The organism is Rhodococcus sp. ZPP, from assembly GCF_017656075.1.
In the GTDB taxonomy this organism is placed as follows: domain Bacteria; phylum Actinomycetota; class Actinomycetes; order Mycobacteriales; family Mycobacteriaceae; genus Rhodococcus_F; species Rhodococcus_F oxybenzonivorans.
Genome location: NZ_CP058638.1, coordinates 4502424 through 4521438 on the forward strand (window position 1 = coordinate 4502424; position 19015 = coordinate 4521438).

At 64.4% G+C, this 19015-nt stretch carries 16 protein-coding genes; 10 read left to right on the forward strand and 6 right to left on the reverse strand.

All coding sequences use genetic code 11. The features are described from left to right. Positions 1 to 20: 20 nt before the first annotated feature. Both HYG77_RS21060 and HYG77_RS21065 read right to left on the reverse strand, forming a co-directional pair. On the reverse strand, positions 21 to 1049 hold the full coding sequence (locus HYG77_RS21060; RefSeq protein ID WP_208960472.1) for an acyl-CoA dehydrogenase family protein: 1029 nt from the start codon (positions 1047 to 1049) through the stop codon (positions 21 to 23). After that, a complete protein-coding gene (locus HYG77_RS21065; RefSeq protein WP_208960473.1) occupies positions 1049 to 2200 on the reverse strand; it encodes an acyl-CoA dehydrogenase family protein in 1152 nt (383 codons plus the stop codon). The genes HYG77_RS21060 and HYG77_RS21065 overlap by 1 nt, the downstream gene beginning before the upstream one ends. A gap of 163 nt (positions 2201 to 2363) precedes the next feature. Here HYG77_RS21065 and HYG77_RS21070 point away from each other — a divergent pair, with 163 nt between their 5' ends. Further along, positions 2364 to 3122: a helix-turn-helix domain-containing protein gene (locus HYG77_RS21070; protein ID WP_244372991.1), complete on the forward strand. Its 759-nt coding sequence runs from the start codon at positions 2364 to 2366 to the stop codon at positions 3120 to 3122. A 164-nt stretch (positions 3123 to 3286) separates the two neighbouring features. Beyond that, positions 3287 to 3985, forward strand: coding sequence for a type 1 glutamine amidotransferase domain-containing protein (locus HYG77_RS21075; protein ID WP_208960474.1), 699 nt, complete (start codon positions 3287 to 3289; stop codon positions 3983 to 3985). 114 nt (positions 3986 to 4099) lie between these two features. On the opposite strand, the gene HYG77_RS21080 is transcribed toward HYG77_RS21075, so the two are convergent. Beyond that, positions 4100 to 4939: an alpha/beta hydrolase gene (locus tag HYG77_RS21080; RefSeq protein WP_208960475.1), complete on the reverse strand. Its 840-nt coding sequence runs from the start codon at positions 4937 to 4939 to the stop codon at positions 4100 to 4102. 102 nt (positions 4940 to 5041) lie between these two features. Between HYG77_RS21080 and HYG77_RS21085 the strand changes: the two genes are divergently transcribed. Further along, the gene (locus HYG77_RS21085; RefSeq protein WP_109333174.1) at positions 5042 to 5599 is read left to right on the forward strand and encodes a TetR/AcrR family transcriptional regulator; all 558 of its coding nucleotides are present in this window, start codon (positions 5042 to 5044) and stop codon (positions 5597 to 5599) included. Positions 5600 to 5641: 42 nt separating this feature from the next. Here the strand turns inward: HYG77_RS21085 and HYG77_RS21090 are convergent, their stop codons facing one another. Then, positions 5642 to 6808: a lipase family protein gene (locus tag HYG77_RS21090; RefSeq protein ID WP_208963467.1), complete on the reverse strand. Its 1167-nt coding sequence runs from the start codon at positions 6806 to 6808 to the stop codon at positions 5642 to 5644. 235 nt (positions 6809 to 7043) lie between these two features. Continuing rightward, on the reverse strand, positions 7044 to 7550 hold the full coding sequence (locus HYG77_RS21095) for a hypothetical protein (RefSeq protein ID WP_208960476.1): 507 nt from the start codon (positions 7548 to 7550) through the stop codon (positions 7044 to 7046). Positions 7551 to 7974: 424 nt separating this feature from the next. Here HYG77_RS21095 and HYG77_RS21100 point away from each other — a divergent pair, with 424 nt between their 5' ends. The 4 genes from HYG77_RS21100 to HYG77_RS21115 are packed head-to-tail and all read left to right on the forward strand — an operon-like array spanning position 7975 to position 14186. Beyond that, entirely contained in the window at positions 7975 to 9561 is a 1587-nt protein-coding gene (locus HYG77_RS21100; protein WP_208960477.1) for an NAD(P)/FAD-dependent oxidoreductase, read from the forward strand. A gap of 8 nt (positions 9562 to 9569) precedes the next feature. After that, a complete protein-coding gene (locus HYG77_RS21105) occupies positions 9570 to 10343 on the forward strand; it encodes a cyclase family protein (RefSeq protein ID WP_208960478.1) in 774 nt (257 codons plus the stop codon). 13 nt (positions 10344 to 10356) lie between these two features. Then, complete coding sequence (locus HYG77_RS21110) at positions 10357 to 12519, forward strand: indolepyruvate ferredoxin oxidoreductase subunit alpha (RefSeq protein ID WP_208960479.1); 2163 nt, start codon at positions 10357 to 10359, stop codon at positions 12517 to 12519. Continuing rightward, positions 12519 to 14186 carry an indolepyruvate oxidoreductase subunit beta family protein gene (locus tag HYG77_RS21115; RefSeq protein ID WP_244372992.1) on the forward strand — a complete coding sequence of 556 codons (1668 nt, stop codon included), beginning with the start codon at positions 12519 to 12521 and terminating at the stop codon, positions 14184 to 14186. The genes HYG77_RS21110 and HYG77_RS21115 overlap by 1 nt, the downstream gene beginning before the upstream one ends. A 3-nt stretch (positions 14187 to 14189) precedes the next feature. Here HYG77_RS21115 and HYG77_RS21120 read toward each other — a convergent pair whose 3' ends face one another. Beyond that, entirely contained in the window at positions 14190 to 15044 is an 855-nt protein-coding gene (locus HYG77_RS21120; RefSeq protein ID WP_208960480.1) for a PaaX family transcriptional regulator C-terminal domain-containing protein, read from the reverse strand. Positions 15045 to 15183: 139 nt separating this feature from the next. Between HYG77_RS21120 and HYG77_RS21125 the strand changes: the two genes are divergently transcribed. From HYG77_RS21125 to HYG77_RS21135, 3 genes are all read left to right on the forward strand, one after another. Further along, complete coding sequence (locus HYG77_RS21125; RefSeq protein WP_208960481.1) at positions 15184 to 16800, forward strand: AMP-binding protein; 1617 nt, start codon at positions 15184 to 15186, stop codon at positions 16798 to 16800. A 151-nt stretch (positions 16801 to 16951) separates the two neighbouring features. Further along, complete coding sequence (locus HYG77_RS21130; protein WP_208960482.1) at positions 16952 to 17746, forward strand: SDR family oxidoreductase; 795 nt, start codon at positions 16952 to 16954, stop codon at positions 17744 to 17746. A 24-nt stretch (positions 17747 to 17770) separates the two neighbouring features. After that, the gene (locus HYG77_RS21135) at positions 17771 to 18991 is read left to right on the forward strand and encodes a styrene monooxygenase/indole monooxygenase family protein (protein ID WP_208960483.1); all 1221 of its coding nucleotides are present in this window, start codon (positions 17771 to 17773) and stop codon (positions 18989 to 18991) included. Positions 18992 to 19015: the final 24 nt, after the last annotated feature.

Here is a 19015-nt window from a genome sequence, read left to right on the forward strand (position 1 = left end):
GGCGAGGCGGAGCTAGGTGTTCAGGCGGTGACGAGGGCCCAGAGGCCCTCGCGCCCTGCTTCGAGGGCGGCCGCGGTCAATTTTTCGTCCCAGTAGTGGACCGAGCCGAACTCCGAACGCCACGCGAGAGCGGGTGTGGTGAATTCGTGCAGCCGGTGCTCGCGAGTGGTGCCAATCGCGCCATGCACCTGGTGGGCGTTGCGCACCACCACGGAGGTGGCGTGGCCTGCGCAAGATCGGGCAGCGGCGACGAGGAACTCGAGGTTGGGTCCGGACCAGTCGGTGCGGACAGCTTCGATGAGGGCGGCGTCGGTAGCGGCGCGGGCAAGGGCGACTTCTGCGGCAATGTCGGCGACCAGGTTCTGGACGGCCTGGAACTTGGCGAGTGGACGCCCGAACTGGGTGCGTTCGGTCGTGTGGGTGATCGAGAGGTCCAGGATGCGTGCGAGTGCGGCGCACGTTTGCAGTCCGCGTGCCAGTGCGCCGCGCAGCAGTAACTGGTCGACGACGGCATCCGCGATCGGGGTGCCCGACAGAACGGTGGTGTCGGCGGTGACGGTGTCGCGCGGTTCGCCGGCAACGTTGGTGCCGGGAGCGATGTCCAGCGTCGAGGTTTCGACGTCGGCGACGTGGTAGGTGTCGCCGTTCCGCCAGACGAGAACGACCTTGTCGGACTGGGCTGCCCAGGGCACGCCGGAGGCCATTCCTTCTTTGTCGAGCACGCATACCGTGCGGCGCGCTGCATCGACAGGAGAGCCGGTGACCTCGAGAAGCCACCCGGCCAGCAAGTCGTGTTCGACCAATGGAATTCGGACGCCGTGAGAGGCGGACGCGCGGATCAGCTCGGCGGCCTCGAACCAGCCCGCGCCGCTGCCCCCGTTTTCTTCCCGGCCGGTGAGCCGGACCAAACCCAGCTCGTCCAGCCGGCTCCACAAGCCCGTATCCCAGGGGGCGGTGCCGCTCTCCGGCTCGTTCTGTTCGCGGTGGCTCGCGAAGACCGCGGACATCATCTCGACGAGGTCGTGGTCGACCGTGAACGGTGCAGTCATCAGCGCATCCCCAATCCTCGCGCGATCACGCCGCGCAGAACTTCGTTGGTACCGCCGCGGAGAGTGAATCCGGGGCGTTGCACGACGGCGTCGTCGAGCATGTCGTGGTATTCGGCCCGATCCGGCGAATAGTCACCGGTGAGCAGGTCGGCGAAATCGGCGATGTCGCCCTCGGTGGACGTGCCCAGGACCTTGACGACGGCGGCAGCTGTATCGGCCGGTTCCCGGCGTTCGAGCGCGCCGGCGACGGCGGTCGACATCTGATGCAGACCGGCGATGCGGGCGACATAACGGCCGAGGTCGGTATGCCGGGGGATCGCACTGCTGCGCATCTGCTCGGCGGTTTCTGCCAGCAAGGTGAACGTGGACAGGAATCGCTCGGGACCGCTGCGTTCGAAGCTCAATTCGGAGGTGACCTGTTGCCAGCCGTCGCCGATGGTGCCGAACACCATGTCGTCGGCGACGAAGACGTCGTCGAGTATGACCTCGTTGAAGTGGTGCTCGCCGTTCATCGACACGATGGGCCGAATGTCGACACCCGGGGAATGCAGATCGACGATGAACTGGCTCAGTCCGTCGTGCCGGTGCGCGGGATCGACCGCGGTGGTGCGGGCAAGGCAAAAGAATGCGTGAGCACGGTGTGCGCCCGAGGTCCATACCTTGGTGCCGGTGATCGACCAGCCGCCGTCGACCCGGGTGGCCTTGGTGCGAACGCTCGCCAGATCGGAACCGGAATCCGGTTCGCTCATACCGATACCGAAATAGCACGCACCACTCGCAATGGCCGGCAGGTATTGCTGCTTCTGATTTTCGGTGCCGTACTTCAGGAGCGACGGAACGATCTGCCGATCGGCAATCCAGTGCGCTGCGACGGGTGCCCCGGCAGCCAGCAATTCCTCGGTGACGACGAACCGCTCGAGGTGGCTACGGCCGTGGCCGCCGTACTCGACGGGCACAGTCATGCCGAGCCAACCGCGGGCGGCCAGGGCGCGGGAGAAGTCCTCGTCCCATCCGGTGAGCCAGCAGTCGACGTCCCGGCCGATCTTGCCCTCGGCGCGTTGGCCGGCGAGGAATTCGCGAACCTCGGCGCGCAGGGCGTCCGCGGCGTGGGGATCGGCGGAGACCGGGGGAACCAGTCTGAGGGTGCTCATGGTGGTGGTCTTTCCGTTCAAGCCGACATGGGTTCGTTCGAGGTGGCTTCAACGACTATGGCACCTCGAGCCACGTCTACGCAATACTGGAGTTGATTACGTATATACGTATCTGATAGGGTGGGTCGCAGTCGCGCCGAGCGACTACCGAGGAGGAATTGTCGTGGTGCAACCGGAGGGCGCAACAGGGGCGCGGGCCCGCGCTCGTCATCGCACCGTGGATCGCATCGCCTCGATCCTCGAATGCGTTGCGCGGGCTCGTGGCGGAATCACCCTCAGCGAGATAGCAAAAGAGCTTTCGGCCCCGATCAGTTCGGTTCAGGGCTTGGTCAACGGTCTCGTCGCCACCGGATATCTGGGCGAACACGACCGGCGCTACTCCCTGGGCAGTGCGCCGTATCTGCTCAACCGATTGGCAGGGCGGCAGCCCGTCTCGACGGTGACGCATGCCGACCTCGAAGAGGTGCACCAACGGGCCGGCCTGACGACCGTACTGTCCATTGCAGTCGGACCGGACATCTTCTACGTCGACTACTGCTCGTCCGACCCCCGGTTCGCCTACCTCGCCGAGAACTACGTGCGGCGTTCCCTCATCCGCACCTCCGGCGGTTGGGTATTGCTCGCGGGCATGGAAAAGCGGGATCTCTGGGCGTACCTGAAAAATGTCGGCGAGGATGAGCAACCCCTCGTCGACAAATTCTTCGCGGCATTGCCTGAGATCGAACAAACTGGGATATGCGCTTCCCCCAATGCCTCCGAGCAAGGTGACGGTGTCTCCATCGCAGTACGGGACAATGGGAAAACCGTTGCTGCCGTGGGCGTCATCGCGTCACACGAAGTGATCACTCAGCAACGCGACACGCTGGTGGACGTTCTCACCGAGTGCTCCCGGAGCTGGGATCAACGCAGCGTTCAGTGGTAGGCGTTGCCCGAACGGATGGGAATGCTGGTTGTTATGGCATGCGAGAACGACGACACTTCTCTGAGGGGCGCTGCCACCACACTCGGTACCGAATGTCTCTGATACCGCGCCGGTCGGCCGCTGCCCGACGCCGCTGAAACCTCGTACCCGATCAGGAGACCACCATGGCCACCAAGAACCGCATCCTCATCGTCGTGACGAACGTCGCCGAATATCAGAAGGTCGGCTATCGGACAGGTCTGTGGCTGGGCGAACTGACGCACTTCTACGACTACGTCACCGATAACGGCTACGAAGTCGACATTGTCAGCCCTGCAGGTGGTTACGTACCGATCGACCCGGAGAGCCTCGCTCACGACGTGCTCGGTGACCTCGGCACCGACAAGCGCTACCGCGACCGCGAGTTCATGGATCTTCTCTGTGACACGAAGAAAGTTACTGACGTCGCCGTCGAGGAATACGACGCCATCTACTTCACCGGCGGCCACGGTGTGATGTTCGACTTCGGCGGTGACGACCTCGGTGCAGTGACGGCAAAATTCTACGAATCCGACCGGATCGTGTCGGCGGTATGCCACGGACCGGCCGGCCTGCTCAACGTTCCCCTCAGCGACGGCACTCCGCTTGTCAAAAACAAGAATGTCACCGGCTTCTCCTGGCCGGAAGAGGAGGCGGCACAACGGGCCGACGCCGTCCCGTTCAGTCTTCAGGACGAGCTGAAAAAGCTGGGAGCGAACTACAGCATCGCCGACGAACCGTTCGCAACCTATGTGGTCGAGGAGGGGACGCTGATCACGGGGCAGAACCCGGGGAGCGCCCGCGCTGTGGCGGAAGCAGTGGTGAAGAGTCTGCACACCCGATAGAGCTGCCCTTTCCTGCGATGGTTCCCCTTCACCGGCCCGCCGAGACCGTGAAGCGGCTGTCGGCCTCTTCACGGATCTGCGACGGCGCCGGGTGCGGAAGGACACCCGATTCGACTACTTCACGAAGTCGAGCAGGGCGTCGTTGACCTCCTGGAAGTGGGTCCAGAGCAGTCCGTGCGGAGCGCCCTCGACCTCGACGTACTGCGCTTCGGGAAACGCTTCGTGGAACGGACGCCCGGCGGCATCGATCGGGAGAATGTTGTCCTTCGTCCCGTGCAGGATCAAGGCAGGTTTGCCCGACTCGCGCACCTTCTTGATGTCGGCACGGAAGTCTTCGATCCAGCTGGACACGACGGCATACGCGGCAACGGGTGCGCTTCCGGCCGCAACATTCCAGCTGTTGCGTACGGCGGCTTCGCTGATCCGGCTGCCGAGGTTCTCGTCGAGGTTGTAGAAGTCCTTGTAGAAGTTGTCGAACCAGGCGAACCGGTCTTCGCGGGCGGCGGCCTCGATGCCGTCGAATACCGACTGTGGCACACCGGTCGGGTTGTCGTCGGTCTGTAGGAGGAAGGGCTCGAGGGATGCGAGGAAGGCGAACTTGGCGACGCGATCGGTGCCGTAGATGCCGGCGTACCGGGCGAGCTCGCCGGTGCCCATCGAGAATCCGACGAGGATGACGTCGTTCAGGTCCAGTGTGGTCAGCACGGTGTTCAGATCCGAGGCGAACGTGTCGTAGTCGTAGCCGGTGGTCGGCTTGCTGGACTGCCCGAACCCGCGTCGGTCGTACGTGATCACCCGGTATCCGGCTGTCAGTAATGCTGCCGACTGGCGCTCCCAGGAGTTGCCGTCGAGCGGGTAGCCGTGGATGAGGACGACGGGTTGTCCTGTGCCGTGATCCTCGTAGTACACCTCGATGGGGGTGCTGTTCTCGGTGCCGACCTCGATATATGCCATGGTGACGCCTTTCCTTGATCCTCGACTCACCGGAGAACGTGCGTTCTCCGGTGCGTGGACTACTCTAGAGAACGCTGGTTCTCTGGGCAAGGGGTAAGTGACGTGGATGTAGACGCAGCGAAAGCGGCGGTGCTCGAATCGGCCGATGCGCTCTTCTATGCGCGCGGCATCCAGTCGGTCGGCATGGACGAGTTACGCACCGCCGCCGGGATCTCCCTCAAGCGGATGTACGCACTGTTTCCGTCCAAGGCTGCCATCGTTACCGGCGTCCTCGAAGGGCGTACCGCGATGTGGAACGACGGCATTCGCGCGGAGGCGAGCCGACACGACACTCCGCGCGAGAAACTGTTGTCGATATTCGACTTTCTCGACGCCTGGTTCCACGAGGACGAGTTCCGCGGTTGCGCCTTCATCAATTCGTTCGGTGAGCTCGGCAGCACCATGCCCGCGGTCGCGGAGTCAGCACACAGTCACAAGAAGCAGTTCATCGACTATGTCACCGACCTGGCGGTGCAGGCCGGCTGCGCGCCGATCGTCGGGCTCCAGATCGCTTTGCTCGCGGAGGGCGCACAGACGACCGCCGCCATCTCCGAGTCGCCCGAACCTGCCACTGCAGCAAGATCGGCCGCGGCGATACTCCTCGACAACTGTGGGCCGTGACGACGCTGAGGGCGCCGGTCATTCGCGTGACGGATCCCCGCTTCAGCAGCGCGTGGGCGCAGGCTCACCTCGGAATCGCGCTGCGATGAACTCGTACGCATCGGGGAAACCCACCACAGCAGTGGTCATGTGCTCCGAGATCTCGTACGGCACGAACGTCAGGTTTGCTCCGGCGGAGCAGTATCGACGGGCCACCTCTGCCACCGAATCGAAGGGCGTGAGCCCGTCTAGGGTGCCGTGCCACATGTAGACCGGCGCGGTCGGCACACCTTCGAAATAGCGGAGACTGTTCTCCCGTAACACCTGGCGTGCGGTCGAACTCGCCATAAGACTGGTCGACGCGGCCAGCTGGCCAGCGTTCCGGAAAGCGCCGTGGAACAGAAGGAATCGCCGGCACTCGTTGCTCATCCATTCGCGCAGCCACAGACCTGTTTCGTTGAGCTGCGACGACACCGGCAGCCGTTCCGGGTACTCACGCTCGAGGCCGACGGCCGCCGCGAAAGCGAGCCCGAACCCGGGGTGCGGGTTGAACCCGAGCCCCTCGGCCATCTGTTCGAGATCAGCCGGAATTCCGCCCTGTACCACTGCGGCAAGCTTCAGCTCGGGAGCATAGGTCGGTGCGAGCGCCGCCGCCCAGGCGCTTGCCATTCCGCCGCCGGAGTAGCCCGCCAAGGCTACGGGGCTGTTCGTGAGGCCCAATTCGGATACTCGCTGAACCGCGCGAATGCTGTCCAACGTGATCATGCCGCCGAGTTTGGCGGCACCGTACGCACCGGTGGGGCCGAGGTGGTCCGGCACCGAAACGGCCCATCCCCGCTGCAGGCCCAGATACATCCCCGGCGATTCCTGCATCTCCAGGTTGAACAGAGCCCGTGAGGGCGCGCACTTGGTACCCAGCGAATTGACGATCGCCTGATACGACACCAGCGGTGGATTCGCGACGCCCCGGGGGAGCAGCACCGTCGTGACCGCCAGAATGGGATTCCCGGCGGAATTCGTCGAACGGAACGCGATCTGCCAGCCGTCCGAGTTGGCGTACATCCACGTGTCGATCCGTCGAGTGCGAACCACGTCGCCCGGCTGAATTGCCGCGAGATCGGCGGGAGCGAGGTAGAACGGATCCGGGTCGGGCCAGGGATAGAGTGGTTCGGCGCTTGCCGGTGCCGGAACTGTCATTGCAAGGAAGATGGCACCGAGCATCGCCGCCATCAATGCCCTGAAGGCTCGCCGCATGAATTTGCTCCCTCTGCGCCGTATCGTCAAGACGCTGTGACTGTATACGAGCTGGGAGAGGCTCCGTTACAAATGTGATCGCCGCAAGGACGATCCGACGGGCATGTGGACGAACGCCCGACAATGCGCTGTCACCCGGGCAGATGACTGTCGCTCGACGCAGCGGGTGGCGGTGGCCAGGTCCGAGACGTGGCCACCGCCGCTCCAGCTGTTAGCTACCGAATCCGCCGAACAGCTCGAGGAGACCGTCGAGACCGAAGTCCAGGCCGCCACCGCCCGGGGTGGTCGAGCTCACAGTGACCCGCACGGGGGCGATGGGGTCCTGGTAGTCGACGTCGCCCTCCTCCTTGCATTTCGTGCGCACCTGGTACTCGCCGTCGGGGAAAACAGCCGAGGTGCCGACGCCGGACGCATTGGTCAGCACCTGACCGGCCACCATGGTCGGACCGGTCACGAGGAAGCTCTGACCGACTTTCGTCGTGGAGTCGAGGACCGTTGCGTCGGCGCTGTAGACGGTGCCCTCGCACTTGACGAACGGCTTGGTGGTGTTCAGTCCGGTGATCGAGGTGGTGATCGTGCCTGCACCGGCGTCCGCGGTCACGGTCGCCGCACCGGTGATCGCTGCGGAACCGATGGCGGGGTTTGCGATCAGTGTGAGGGCGGAGAGTCCGGCGATGACGCCGGCGCCGGCCAGGCGCCGCTTGGTGGAAGAAGCCACGAGAGTATGTCCTTGTCGTTAGTCGCCGGGCCCCCGCACGCGGCGCATGTGATCCTTGCGTGCCAGCTCCGGATCACCCGGGGGGGTGAGCCTCGGCTGAAGCGCGAGAACGGTTAGCCTGCCCTCTGTGAGGGCCGCCTAAGTAGATGGTCTGAAGGCCCCGCAAGTCAACAGATGTGACTGGCGTCACCATGAGACCTGTGAGTACTTATTAACCGCGGGCGGTTAATAAGTACTCACAGGGCAGTGAACTAGATGACGAACGTCCACGGGTTGGCCCTCGACATCCAGCCAGGGGCGCGTCACCCACATCGGCACCGGGTCGTTGCAGAAGTGAGCGGCATTCGGATAAGACGCGCGCAAAGAGGATAGCTTCACCGCTTCGGTGCCAATAGTGTTGTGGCTCACAGTCGAAGGGAATGTGATGCACAACGAATTCGATGCCGTCATCGTCGGTTCCGGAATCAACGGACTCGTCGCCGCGTCCATGTTGGCGCGATCTGGCTGGAAAGTGGCACTCCTGGAGAGTAATCCGGAGATCGGTGGGTTCGTCGGGAGCGGTGAGCGCACGGTGCCCGGCTACGTGCACGACACGTTCTCTTCCTGGTACCCACTGTTCGTGTCGGGCCCCGCGCACACGGCGCTCGGCGACGACCTGGCCCGTCACGGGCTGAGGTTCTGCAACACCGACCAGGCCGTGACCGCGAGCGTTGCCGACAGCGGCCGCGTCACCCTGGCGTACCGCGATCCGGAGCTGACGGCAGCAGGCTTCGGCAACGAAGAAGACGCGACTGCCTATCTGGAAGCGTTGCACCGGTTCGGTCGCAACGCGCCGGTGATCGGCGGAATGATGGGCAGCGAAATCCGCAGCGCCGGAGTCGTTCCACTACTCGCGCGCTTCTTCAGAACCAACGGGCGGCGCGGTTCCGAGAAGTGGCTTCGAGACCTCGCTGCATCGGGCCGCGCCTATTGTTCTCGGGAGTATGTCGGTCCCGAGGTAGATCACCTGTGGGTGCCGTGGCTGCTGCACGCGGGTCTGTCGCCGGACAATGCCTCCGGGGGCTTCATGATTCCGGTGCTGGCGGCCACCGTCCACGGGTTCGGTTTGCCCGTCGTCGAGGGGGGCTCGGCACGACTGCTCCAGGCATTCCGGGGACTACTCGACGAGTTGGGCGTCGAGGTGCATACCGGATCCCGCGTCGATCGCATCATTGTCGAGGGAAACCGTGCGACCGGGGTGGAGACGGCAGGGCGACGTTACCGGGCCCGGCGCGCCGTACTGGCGTCGGTAACACCCACCGCCTTGTACGGGTCCTTGCTGCCTCCCGAGGCGAGTCCTGCTCCGCTGCGGGCCCAGGCACAGCGGTACCGGTACGGGCGCGGTGAGATGCAGATTCACATCGCCTTGTCCGAATCACCCCAGTGGCGCGATGCCCGCCTGGATGAGGTTCCCCTGGTGCATATCTCGGATGGATCGGCGAGTACCGGTATTGCCCGTGCGGAAGCGGAGGCCGGTCTTCTTCCCAGGAACCCGACAGTCGTGGTGGGGCAACAATCCCTCCTGGATCCCTCGCGCGTTCCGTCCGGTGCCGCTTCGCTCTGGTTGCAACTGCAGGAAGTTCCGTACGAACCGCTCGGCGACGCCGCCGGCGAGCTGAACACCGCGGACGGTTGGACCTCGGAACTGGCCAAGGCCTACGCCCAGCGGGTCATCGATCGCGTGGACGCGCACACCTTTGGTCTGAAGATCCTCGGAACGGACGTGATCTCGCCGGCCGATCTCGCGGCATACAACGAAAATGCCGTCGGCGGGGACCCCTACGGCGGCAGTTCCGAGCTGGATCAGAGCTTCCTGTGGCGCCCACTACCCGAGGCCGGACGGCATCGGACCTGCGTGGACGGGCTCTGGCACATCGGGGCGTCCACTCATCCCGGAGCCGGACTGGGCGCCGGTTCCGGCCACCTCGTTGCCACCAAACTTGCTACCCAGCGGCACCGTAAATCCAATTAGGAGTTGACATGTCAGTAATCACCGACCTGCTCGCGTCCATCGCCGGAGAACGCATCGAGCTCATCGACCTCACCGCACCACTGACGGACAAGACCCCGGTGCTGCGTTTGCCGGAACCGTTCAAGAACACCCTGCCGTTTCGCCTGGAGTTGATCAGCCGCTACGACGAGGAGGGACCGGGCTGGTACTGGAACAACATCCATACCGGCGAACACACCGGCACCCATGTCGATGCGCCGAACCACTGGATCACCGGCAAGGACGGGCTGGATGTGTCACAGGTGCCGTTGCGCTCGCTGATCACACCGGCCGTCGTACTCGATGTCACCGACCGGGTCGCCGAGAACCCGGACTTCCTCCTCGATATCGCCGACATCGAGCAGTGGCAACGCACGCACGGTGCCCTCCCCTCCGGTGGTTGGCTCCTCTACCGCACCGGGTGGTCGAGTCGATCGGAGAACAGCGACGACTTCCTCAACGTCGACGAGTCAGGTTCGCATACACCAGGTTTCACGGCCGAGTGTGCACGCTGGCTCGCCGAGGAAACCGACCTGGTCGGGGTGGGTGTGGAAACCGTCGGCACCGACGCCGGTCAGGCTGCCGCACTGGATCCGACGTTCCCCTGCCACCACCACATGCTCGGCGCGGGCAAGCTGGGACTGACCCAGCTGCAGAACCTCGATCGCCTGCCGCCGACCGGATTCGCGCTCGCGGTCCTGCCACTGCCCATCGTCGGCGGATCAGGCAGTCCGGCCCGCGTGGTCGCACTGGTCGAGAAGTAAGGAAGAGTCAGAAATGGCCGAACGTTCTTTCGCCGCCGAAGTCGAACAACTCCGCAACGGCGCCGGCACCACCCTGCACGTCGAAGGCATCCTCGCCGTCACCAAGGCACTGCTGCAATCCGGTGTGGCCTATGTCGGCGGCTACCAGGGTGCACCGATCTCGCACCTGATGGATGTCCTCGGTGACGCCCACGAGATCCTCGACGAGCTCGGGGTCTATTTCGAGAACAGCGCCTCGGAGGCGACCGCGGCCGCGATGCTGGCGGCATCCGTTCACTACCCGCTCCGCGGTGCGGTGACCTTCAAGTCCACGGTCGGCCTGAATGTCGCCTCGGACGCGCTGGCGAACCTGGCCAGCGGCGGCGTCACCGGCGGCGCGCTCGTCATCCTCGGCGAGGACTACGGCGAGGGCTCGAGCATCATGCAGGAGCGTTCCCACGCCTTCGCGATGAAGTCGCAGATGTGGTTGCTCGATCCCCGGCCCAACGTCTCGGCGATCGTCGACGCGGTCGAGGTCGGCTTCGAGCTGTCCGAGGCGAGCAACACCCCGGTGATGCTCGACCTGCGGCTCCGCTCCTGCCACTTGCACGGGGCGTTCGACGCCAAGGACAACAAGCGTCCACCCATGACAGTCAGCGATGCGCTCGACAATCCGCTGCGCGACATCGACCGGATCGTGCTACCGCCGGCCAGCTTCCTGCACGAGAAGGAGAAGATTCACGACCGGTGGCCGGCGGCGGTCACGTTCATCAAGGACCGCGGTCTCAACGAGGTCTTCGGGGACGACAAAGCCGACATCGGCATCATCGTGCAGGGCGGTCTCTACAACACGCTGAACCGGTCGATGGAGCTGCTCGGCTGCTCCGACGCGTTCGGGCGCACCCAGGTGCCGACGTACGTCATGAACGTCACCTACCCGGTGGTCGACGACGAGATCATCGAGTTCTGCCAGGGTAAACGCGCCGTCCTCCTCCTGGAGGAGGGCCAGCCCGACTACATCGAGCAGAACCTCAACGCGATCCTGCGCCGGGCCAACATTGCCACCGCACTGCACGGCAAGGACATGCTGACGCTCGCCGGCGAATACACCTCGACGGTCGTCACCCGCGGCGTCAACGAGTTCCTCCAGCGATACCTCCCGGACGTCGTCGCGCACCAGCCCGCCCTGCTGCGTGATCCCGACGACCCGACGAGCCCCACCGCTCCCCGCGTCTCGTCCGAGGTCATCTCACCGCGGCCGCCGGGACTGTGCACCGGATGCCCCGAACGCCCGATCTTCAGCGGCCTCAAACTCGCCGAGCGGGAGACCGGCAAACACCACGTCAGCGCCGACATCGGCTGCCACCTCTTCGCCGTCAACGCACCATTCGACCTCGGAGCCACGACGATGGGATACGGCCTCGGATCAGCCGGTGCCTCCGCCTTGAGTTCCAAGGACACCGACCGGCGCAGCATCGCGATCATGGGTGACGGCGGTTTCTGGCACAACGGCCTCACCAGCGGCATCGGCAACGCCGTCTTCAACAAGAGCGATCAGGTCCACCTCATCGTCGATAACGCCTACGCCGCGGCGACCGGTGGGCAGGATGTGCTGTCATCCCAGGCCGACCTCCCCACCCGGTCCACCCAGCACCCGATCGAGAAGGCCGTCCGCGGTATCGGCGTGAAATGGGCACGCACGATCAAGAACACCTACGACGTCAGCAAGGTTCGTGACACTTTCGTCGAGGCCCTCACCACAGAGGAGTCCGGGCCCAAGGTGCTCGTCATGCAGAGCGAGTGCCAACTCAATGCCCAGCGCCGCGTCAAGCGCGACCGAAGCGCAGCACTGGCTGCCGGTAAGCGGGTGGTGCGCGAGCGGTTCGGGGTCGACCCCGACACCTGCACCGGCGACCACGCCTGCATCCGGATTTCCGGCTGCCCGTCGTTGACGATCGCACCCAACCCGGATCCGATGCGCACCGACCCGATCGCCGAGGTCCTCGACAGCTGCGTCGGCTGTGGAGTGTGCGGGGAAAATGCTCACGCCGCGGTGCTCTGCCCGTCCTTCTACCGCACCGACGTCATCGACAACCCCACCCGACGCGAACAGCTCCTTGCGAACGTCCGCTCGTGGTGGATCAAGATCGCATCCCGCGGCATCGAACGCCGCGCCGCACAATTCGAGGCAGCCTGATGTCCAACTGGTACAACGGTCAACGTCCGATCACTCTGGCGATCGTCGCCCTGGGCGGCGAAGGCGGCGGCGTGCTCGCCGACTGGATCGTCGCCGTCGCCGAGAACGCCGGCCACTACGCGCAGAACACGTCCGTCGCCGGTGTCGCCCAGCGCACCGGGGCGACGGTCTATTACGTCGAGATCTTCCCGCCTGGCGACGAGCCGAATCCGTCGTCGGCAGCTGACGCCCGAATCGAACCGGTGCTCAGCGTGTTTCCGAGTCCCGGCGAGGTGGATGTCCTGATCGCCTCGGAGCTGATGGAATGCGGGCGGGCCGTCCAGCGTGGGTTCGTCACACCCGATCGAACGACCTTGATCACCTCCACCAATCGCGTGTACTCCATCGACGAAAAGATGGCCCTCGGTGACGGTCGCGCCGACAGCTCCGAACTCGTCGCGGCGGCCCAGCGGGCCTCGAAGCGGCTGATCGCCGCCGACTTCATGGCGATGGCAGAACAGAGTCGCAGCGTCATCAGCGCCGCACTGTTCGGCGCGCTCGCCGGCTCCGGAACCCTTCCGTTCACCAGGGGCCAGTTCGAGGCGCCGATCCACGCCTTCGGAAAGGGCGTCGAATCCTCGCTGAAGGCCTTCTCCGCGGGCTTCGACGCTGCGGCGCAGCAGCAGAAGCCACGCCCCGCACGGAAGTCGAATCCGGTTCCCATCTCGATCGGACCGCGACCGGTGACCCCGGAGGATCGCAAAGCGGAGGAAGAGGCGCGGCGCAGAGCGGTCGCGGCGACAGATCCCTTCGCCCTGGTCGGGCCGGCCCTGCGGCCGCTCGCCGCGCGAGTGCTGGATCTCCCTCTGGCGGCGCGGTCGATGATTCTGCACGGACTGGTCCGCACCGCGGTGTACCAGAATCTGGACTACGCCGAGCGCTATCTGTCCCGGGTCATGCGCTTTGCCGAGGTTGATCCGGACTCAGCCGGAGCGGCTCGGCTGACCACCGAAGCGGCCCGGCACATCGGGTTGTGGATGTGTTACCAAGACACGATTCAGGTCGCGCTGCAGAAGACTCGGCAGGCGCGGATGGAGCGGATCCGCACCGAGGCGCGGGCCGAGCCGAACCAGCTGATGCAGGTTCGTGAATACCTCCATCCGCAGATCGACGAGATCACCGACACGATGCCCTCCCGGCTGGGGGCCCGCATGCACCGTTCGAAGTGGTTCCAGCTATTGGTGGGCGCGATCACCCACAAGGGGATGATCCTGAACACGAGTTCGGTGCACGGTTACACGATGTTGAGCACCATGGCGCGGTTGCGACCCCTCCGCCCGCGGTCACTGCGGTTCGTTCGGGAGCAGGCGGCGATCGAGGAATGGATCGCCCACGCCCTCAACGCTGCAGCAATCGATGCCGACCTCGGACGTGAGATCGTCGAATGCCAGCGTGTCCTCAAGGGTTACGGCGCCACGTATGAGCACGGCGGCGACAGCTTCGGCAAGCTGATGTCAGCGGCCCACGCATTGGTCGGCTCACCCGGAGCGGTCACTTCGCTGGCAGAGCTCCGTGAGTCCGCGCTCGCCGACGAGGACGGAGCCCGACTGGACGCCAAGCTGGCGACTATGAAGCTGGGGGACAGCCTCGTCCAGCAACTGGAGGCCACGGCTTCCGGCCGCGGGTAGCGGTCAGGACTGGTGGATGACCCGCATTGCGTGTTCTCTGGCCGGTCCGCTGAGGGCGTCGTTCAGTTCGTCGAAGAGCCGGCCGGCCGTGACACCGTTCCATCCCGGTGGAAGGAGGGGAAGGGGGAGGCCGGGATCGAGGTAGGGCAGTCGCCGCCACTCGGTGAGCATGGGCACATATTCGGCGAACGCGTCTCGCGGGGTGAGTGTTCCGGCGCTCGACCGTTCGAGGACCGGACGGTACTTGTCGAGAAATGCGGCATAGAGGGTAGTGAGTGCGTCGAGATCCCACCAGGTGCGTACCTTCGTGCGGAGATCGCCGAAGCCGAGGTGTTCCGCGCTGTACATGTCGACGTATTCGCTGAGTCCTCGCCGTTCCAGCGTTTCCCTGGTCTCGCGCACCAGGCTTCCCGGTGCGATCCACACCCCCGGCGCGGTGGTGCCGAAGCCGAGACGGGTCAGGAACGTTCGGAGAATGTGCCGCTTGTCCCGTTCTGATTCGGGGATGGAGAAGACCACCATCAACCAGCCGTCTTCGATCTCGGCGCGCTTGCGATCGAAGATCCTGACATCGCCCTCGGCGAGTGCATCCAAAGTCTGCTTGGACAGCGAATAGCCCGCGGCGCCGTCGTGACGATGGGCTTCCAACGTTTCGCGTCGCTTGAGCCGTGAAATCGACGAGCGAACCGCGGCTCCGTCCACACCGAGATGGGACATCAGCCGGACCACGGAGGCCACCGACAACCAGTTCGACTCGGCCCGCGCGTAGAGCCCGAAGATCGTCACGATCAATTCGCGCGGTTGCAGCTCGTTCGATCGTTCGATGGCCAAGTCGTCGGCGAAGCTCTCCGTCGTCATGGATACACCATAACCATTGTCGCGGCCACGAAGCATCGGGTGGTCAGCATGTGGTCCTGGTAATATTTCGTACCGTTGACGAGCGTAATGAATAGTGCATACGCTTGTGACGTCCATATCTATAGTGGGAAGGCCATCTATGACGCTGTCTCCGTCGGCGCACTTGGACTCGTTCTGCCGCGACAACCTCCCTCCGAAAAATTTGTGGCCGAAATTCGAATTCACCCTCCCGGAGTTGCGGTACCCGGACCGCCTGAACTGCGCATCTTCACTTCTCGACGACCAGGTCACCGCCTTGGGCGGAGATCGCCCAGCGCTGCTCTCGCCGTCCGAAAGCTGGACCTACGGGCAGCTTTTGCGCCGCGCCAACCAGATCGCCCAGATACTCACCGAAGACTTCGGGCTGGTACCGGGCAACCGCGTATTGCTCCGCGGGCCGAACAATCCCTGGTTGGTGGCTTGCTGGTTCGGGGTGGTGAAGGCAGGCGGCGTTGCCGTAACGACCATGCCGCTGCTCCGCAGCGGTGAACTGAGCAAAATTATCGACCTCACCACACCCTCGCTCGCGCTGTGTGATCACCGGTTCGCCGCCGACCTGATCGAGACCGGCCAGATCGGCGCCCTGTTCTACGGAAGTAACGAACCCACCGACCTCATCGCCCGCACCGCCGCCAAATCCGGGCGCTTCACCAACGTCGCCACCGCGGCCGACGATGTCGTTCTGCTGGCCACCACATCCGGAACCACCGGTACTCCGAAAGCGACGATGCACTTCCACCGCGACATCCTTGCCGTTGCGGACACCTTCTCGGCACGGGTACTCCGGCCGACTTCCTCGGATGTCTTCACGGGAACGCCGCCGCTGGCGTTCACCTTCGGGCTGTGCGGTCTGGTGGCCTTCCCGTTGCGGGTGGGCGCCGCGACGTTACTACTCGAGAAGGCAACTCCGAGTGAGCTGGCCGAGGCGGTACGAGAACACGCAGTGTCGGTGTTGTTCACCGCCCCCACCGCGTACCGGGCAATTCTCCGCGAGAACAAGGCGCAGAGTCTCGCCTCGGTTCGTCGCTGCGTGTCTGCGGGCGAGCATCTGCCGGCAGCGGTGTGGGAAGAGTTCCACGAGGAGACCGGAATTCGCATCATCAACGGCATCGGTGCCACCGAAATGCTGCATGTCTTCATCGCGGCCGGTGACGACGACATCCGACCCGGGGCCACTGGGAAGGCTGTACCGGGTTATACCGCAGCGGTACTCGACGATGATGGACAGCCCGTTCCCGACGGCACACCGGGACGTTTGGCGGTGACCGGCCCGACCGGTTGCCGATATCTTGCCGACGACCGCCAACACCAGTACGTGCAGAACGGATGGAACATCACCGGCGATACGTATATTCGCGACTCCGACGGCTACTTCTGGTACCAGGCACGTAGTGACGACATGATCGTCTCGTCCGGCTACAACATCGCCGGCCCGGAGGTCGAAGAAGCGCTGGGCCGGCACCCCGACGTGAAGGAATGCGCGGTCGTGGGTCTGCCCGACCCCGATCGGGGAATGATCGTCCACGCGGCAGTCGTACTGATCTCGGACACCGTGGGCAGCGACGCCAAGGTCCGCGAACTCCAGGACTTCGTCAGAAATCAGCTGGCACCGTACAAGTACCCTCGCAGTATCGATTTCCTCGCCCATTTACCGCGCACCCCGAACGGCAAGATCCAGCGCTACCGGCTGCGGGAGTTCCGACGGGCCACGCGCTAGCCGCGCCCGAATCCGGCATTGCCGGCGAAAAACTCGGCGTGATCAAAGTGAGCGCAATCTGCACAGTCGACGCGTTCAGCGGATAGATCATCACCGGAAATGTTCCTAGTGTTGCAGATCACATAGTGAGCGAAGTCAGGAGATCTAGACCATGAGCGACTATCTCGGGATCGACGGCAAGACGGCCATCATCACCGGCGGCGCCACCAAGATCGGGCGCGGCGTCGTCGACTCTCTGCACGAGAGTGGTGTCAACGTCGTTGTCGCCGACATCGACCGGGACGGTGGCAAGACCGCTGTCGACGGCAAGAAGAACGCTCTGTTCAGCGAGACCGACATCACCGACGACCGGGCGATCGAGGCCTGCGTGGCTACCACCCTCGACACTTTCGGCTCCATCAACTTTCTGGTGAACCTGGCGTGCACCTATATCGACGACGGCGCCGAGTCCAGCCGGGCACAGTGGACCACCGCTCTCGATGTGAACGTCGTGAGCGCTGCCATATTCGCCAAGGCGGTGCGCCCGCACATGGCCGCGCAGGGCGGTGGTGCCATCGTGAATTTCGGTTCCATCTCGTCGAAGGTAGCGCAGACCGGGAGATGGCTGTACCCCGTCTCCAAGGCCGCCGTGGTGCAAATGACACGAAACATGGCGATGGACCTCGCAGGGGACAACATCCGCGTCAACTCGGTGAGCCCGGGCTGGATCTGGTCGAAGGTGATGGACGAGCTCTCGGGATCGGACCGCGCCAAGACCGATCGGGTGGCCGGAAAGTTCCACCTCGCCGGTCGAGTCGGAGAGCCCACCGAGGTCGGCGACGTCATCGCTTACCTGTGTTCACCGCGCGCCGCATTCGTCACCGGAGCCGACTGGGCCATCGACGGAGGCTATTCCGCGATGGGGCCTGAACAGTCCTCCCCGGCAATCCCGCTACTCGCCCAATAACTTCGACCAAAGGATCCTCTCCTCATGCGCAAGATCACCATCGTTGGAGCCGGACAAGCAGGACTCCAGCTCGCCATCGGTCTCGTCGACGCCGGATACGACGTGACCGTCGTCTCCAACCGAACTCCGGAGCAGATCCGTGAGGGCAAGGTCATGTCCAGCCAGTGCATGTTCGGCGGGGCCCTCGCACGGGAGCGCGCCGTCGGACTGGACCTCTGGAGCGATGAATGCCCATCGGTCGAGGGCATCTCGTTCACCGTCGCCGACAACGGAAACCCGGCCTTCTCCTGGGCGTCGCGCCTCGACCTCCCCGCCCAGTCGGTCGATCAGCGCGTGAAGATGCCCAAGTGGCTCGAGGAATTCGAATTACGCGGCGGCAAGCTGGTGATCCAGGATGCCGGGATCGGTGACCTCGAAGAGTTCGCTGCCGACTCCGATCTGGTGATCCTCGCCGCAGGCAAGGGCGAGATCGCGAAGATGTTTGAGCGGGACGCCACACGGTCGGTCTTCGACCGCCCGCAGCGTGCCCTCGCGCTGACTTACGTCAACGGAATGGTGCCGCGGGAGGAACATTCCGCGGTGACGTTCAACATGATTCCGGGTGTCGGTGAGTATTTCGCCTTCCCTGCGCTCACCACCAGTGGACCGTGCGAAATCATGGTGATGGAGGGCATCCCGGGTGGACCGATGGACTGCTGGGCGGATGTGACGACTCCCGAGGAGCATCTGGCAAAGTCCAAGTGGGTGGTCGAGACGTTCGTCCCCTGGGAGGCCGAGCGCTGCACCGACATCACCCTCACCGATGACAACGGGATCCTCGCGGGTCGATTCCCACCCACGGTTCGCAAGCCGATCGGCGTCTTACCTTCGGGCGCGAATATCCTCGGGCTTGCCGACGTGGTGGTCCTCAACGATCCGCTCACCGGCCAGGGCTCGAACAACGCGAGCAAGTGCGCGGCCTCCTACCTTGCCAGCATCATCGAGCAGGGCGACCGGCCCTTCGACGCCGCCTTCATGACCAACACCTTCGAACGGTATTGGGATTACGCACAATACGTGGCTTCGTGGACGAATGCCCTACTCAGCCCGCCGCCGGAGCATGTGCTGACACTGCTCAGCGCCGCTGCCACCGAGCCACGAATCGCTCGCCGGTTTGCCAACGGATTCGACGATCCGCGCGACTTCTTCCACTGGTTCATGACACCCGAAGCCGCCGCCCAGTACCTCACCGACGTCGCGAACTAGCATTCGCCCGAATCAACGATTGGA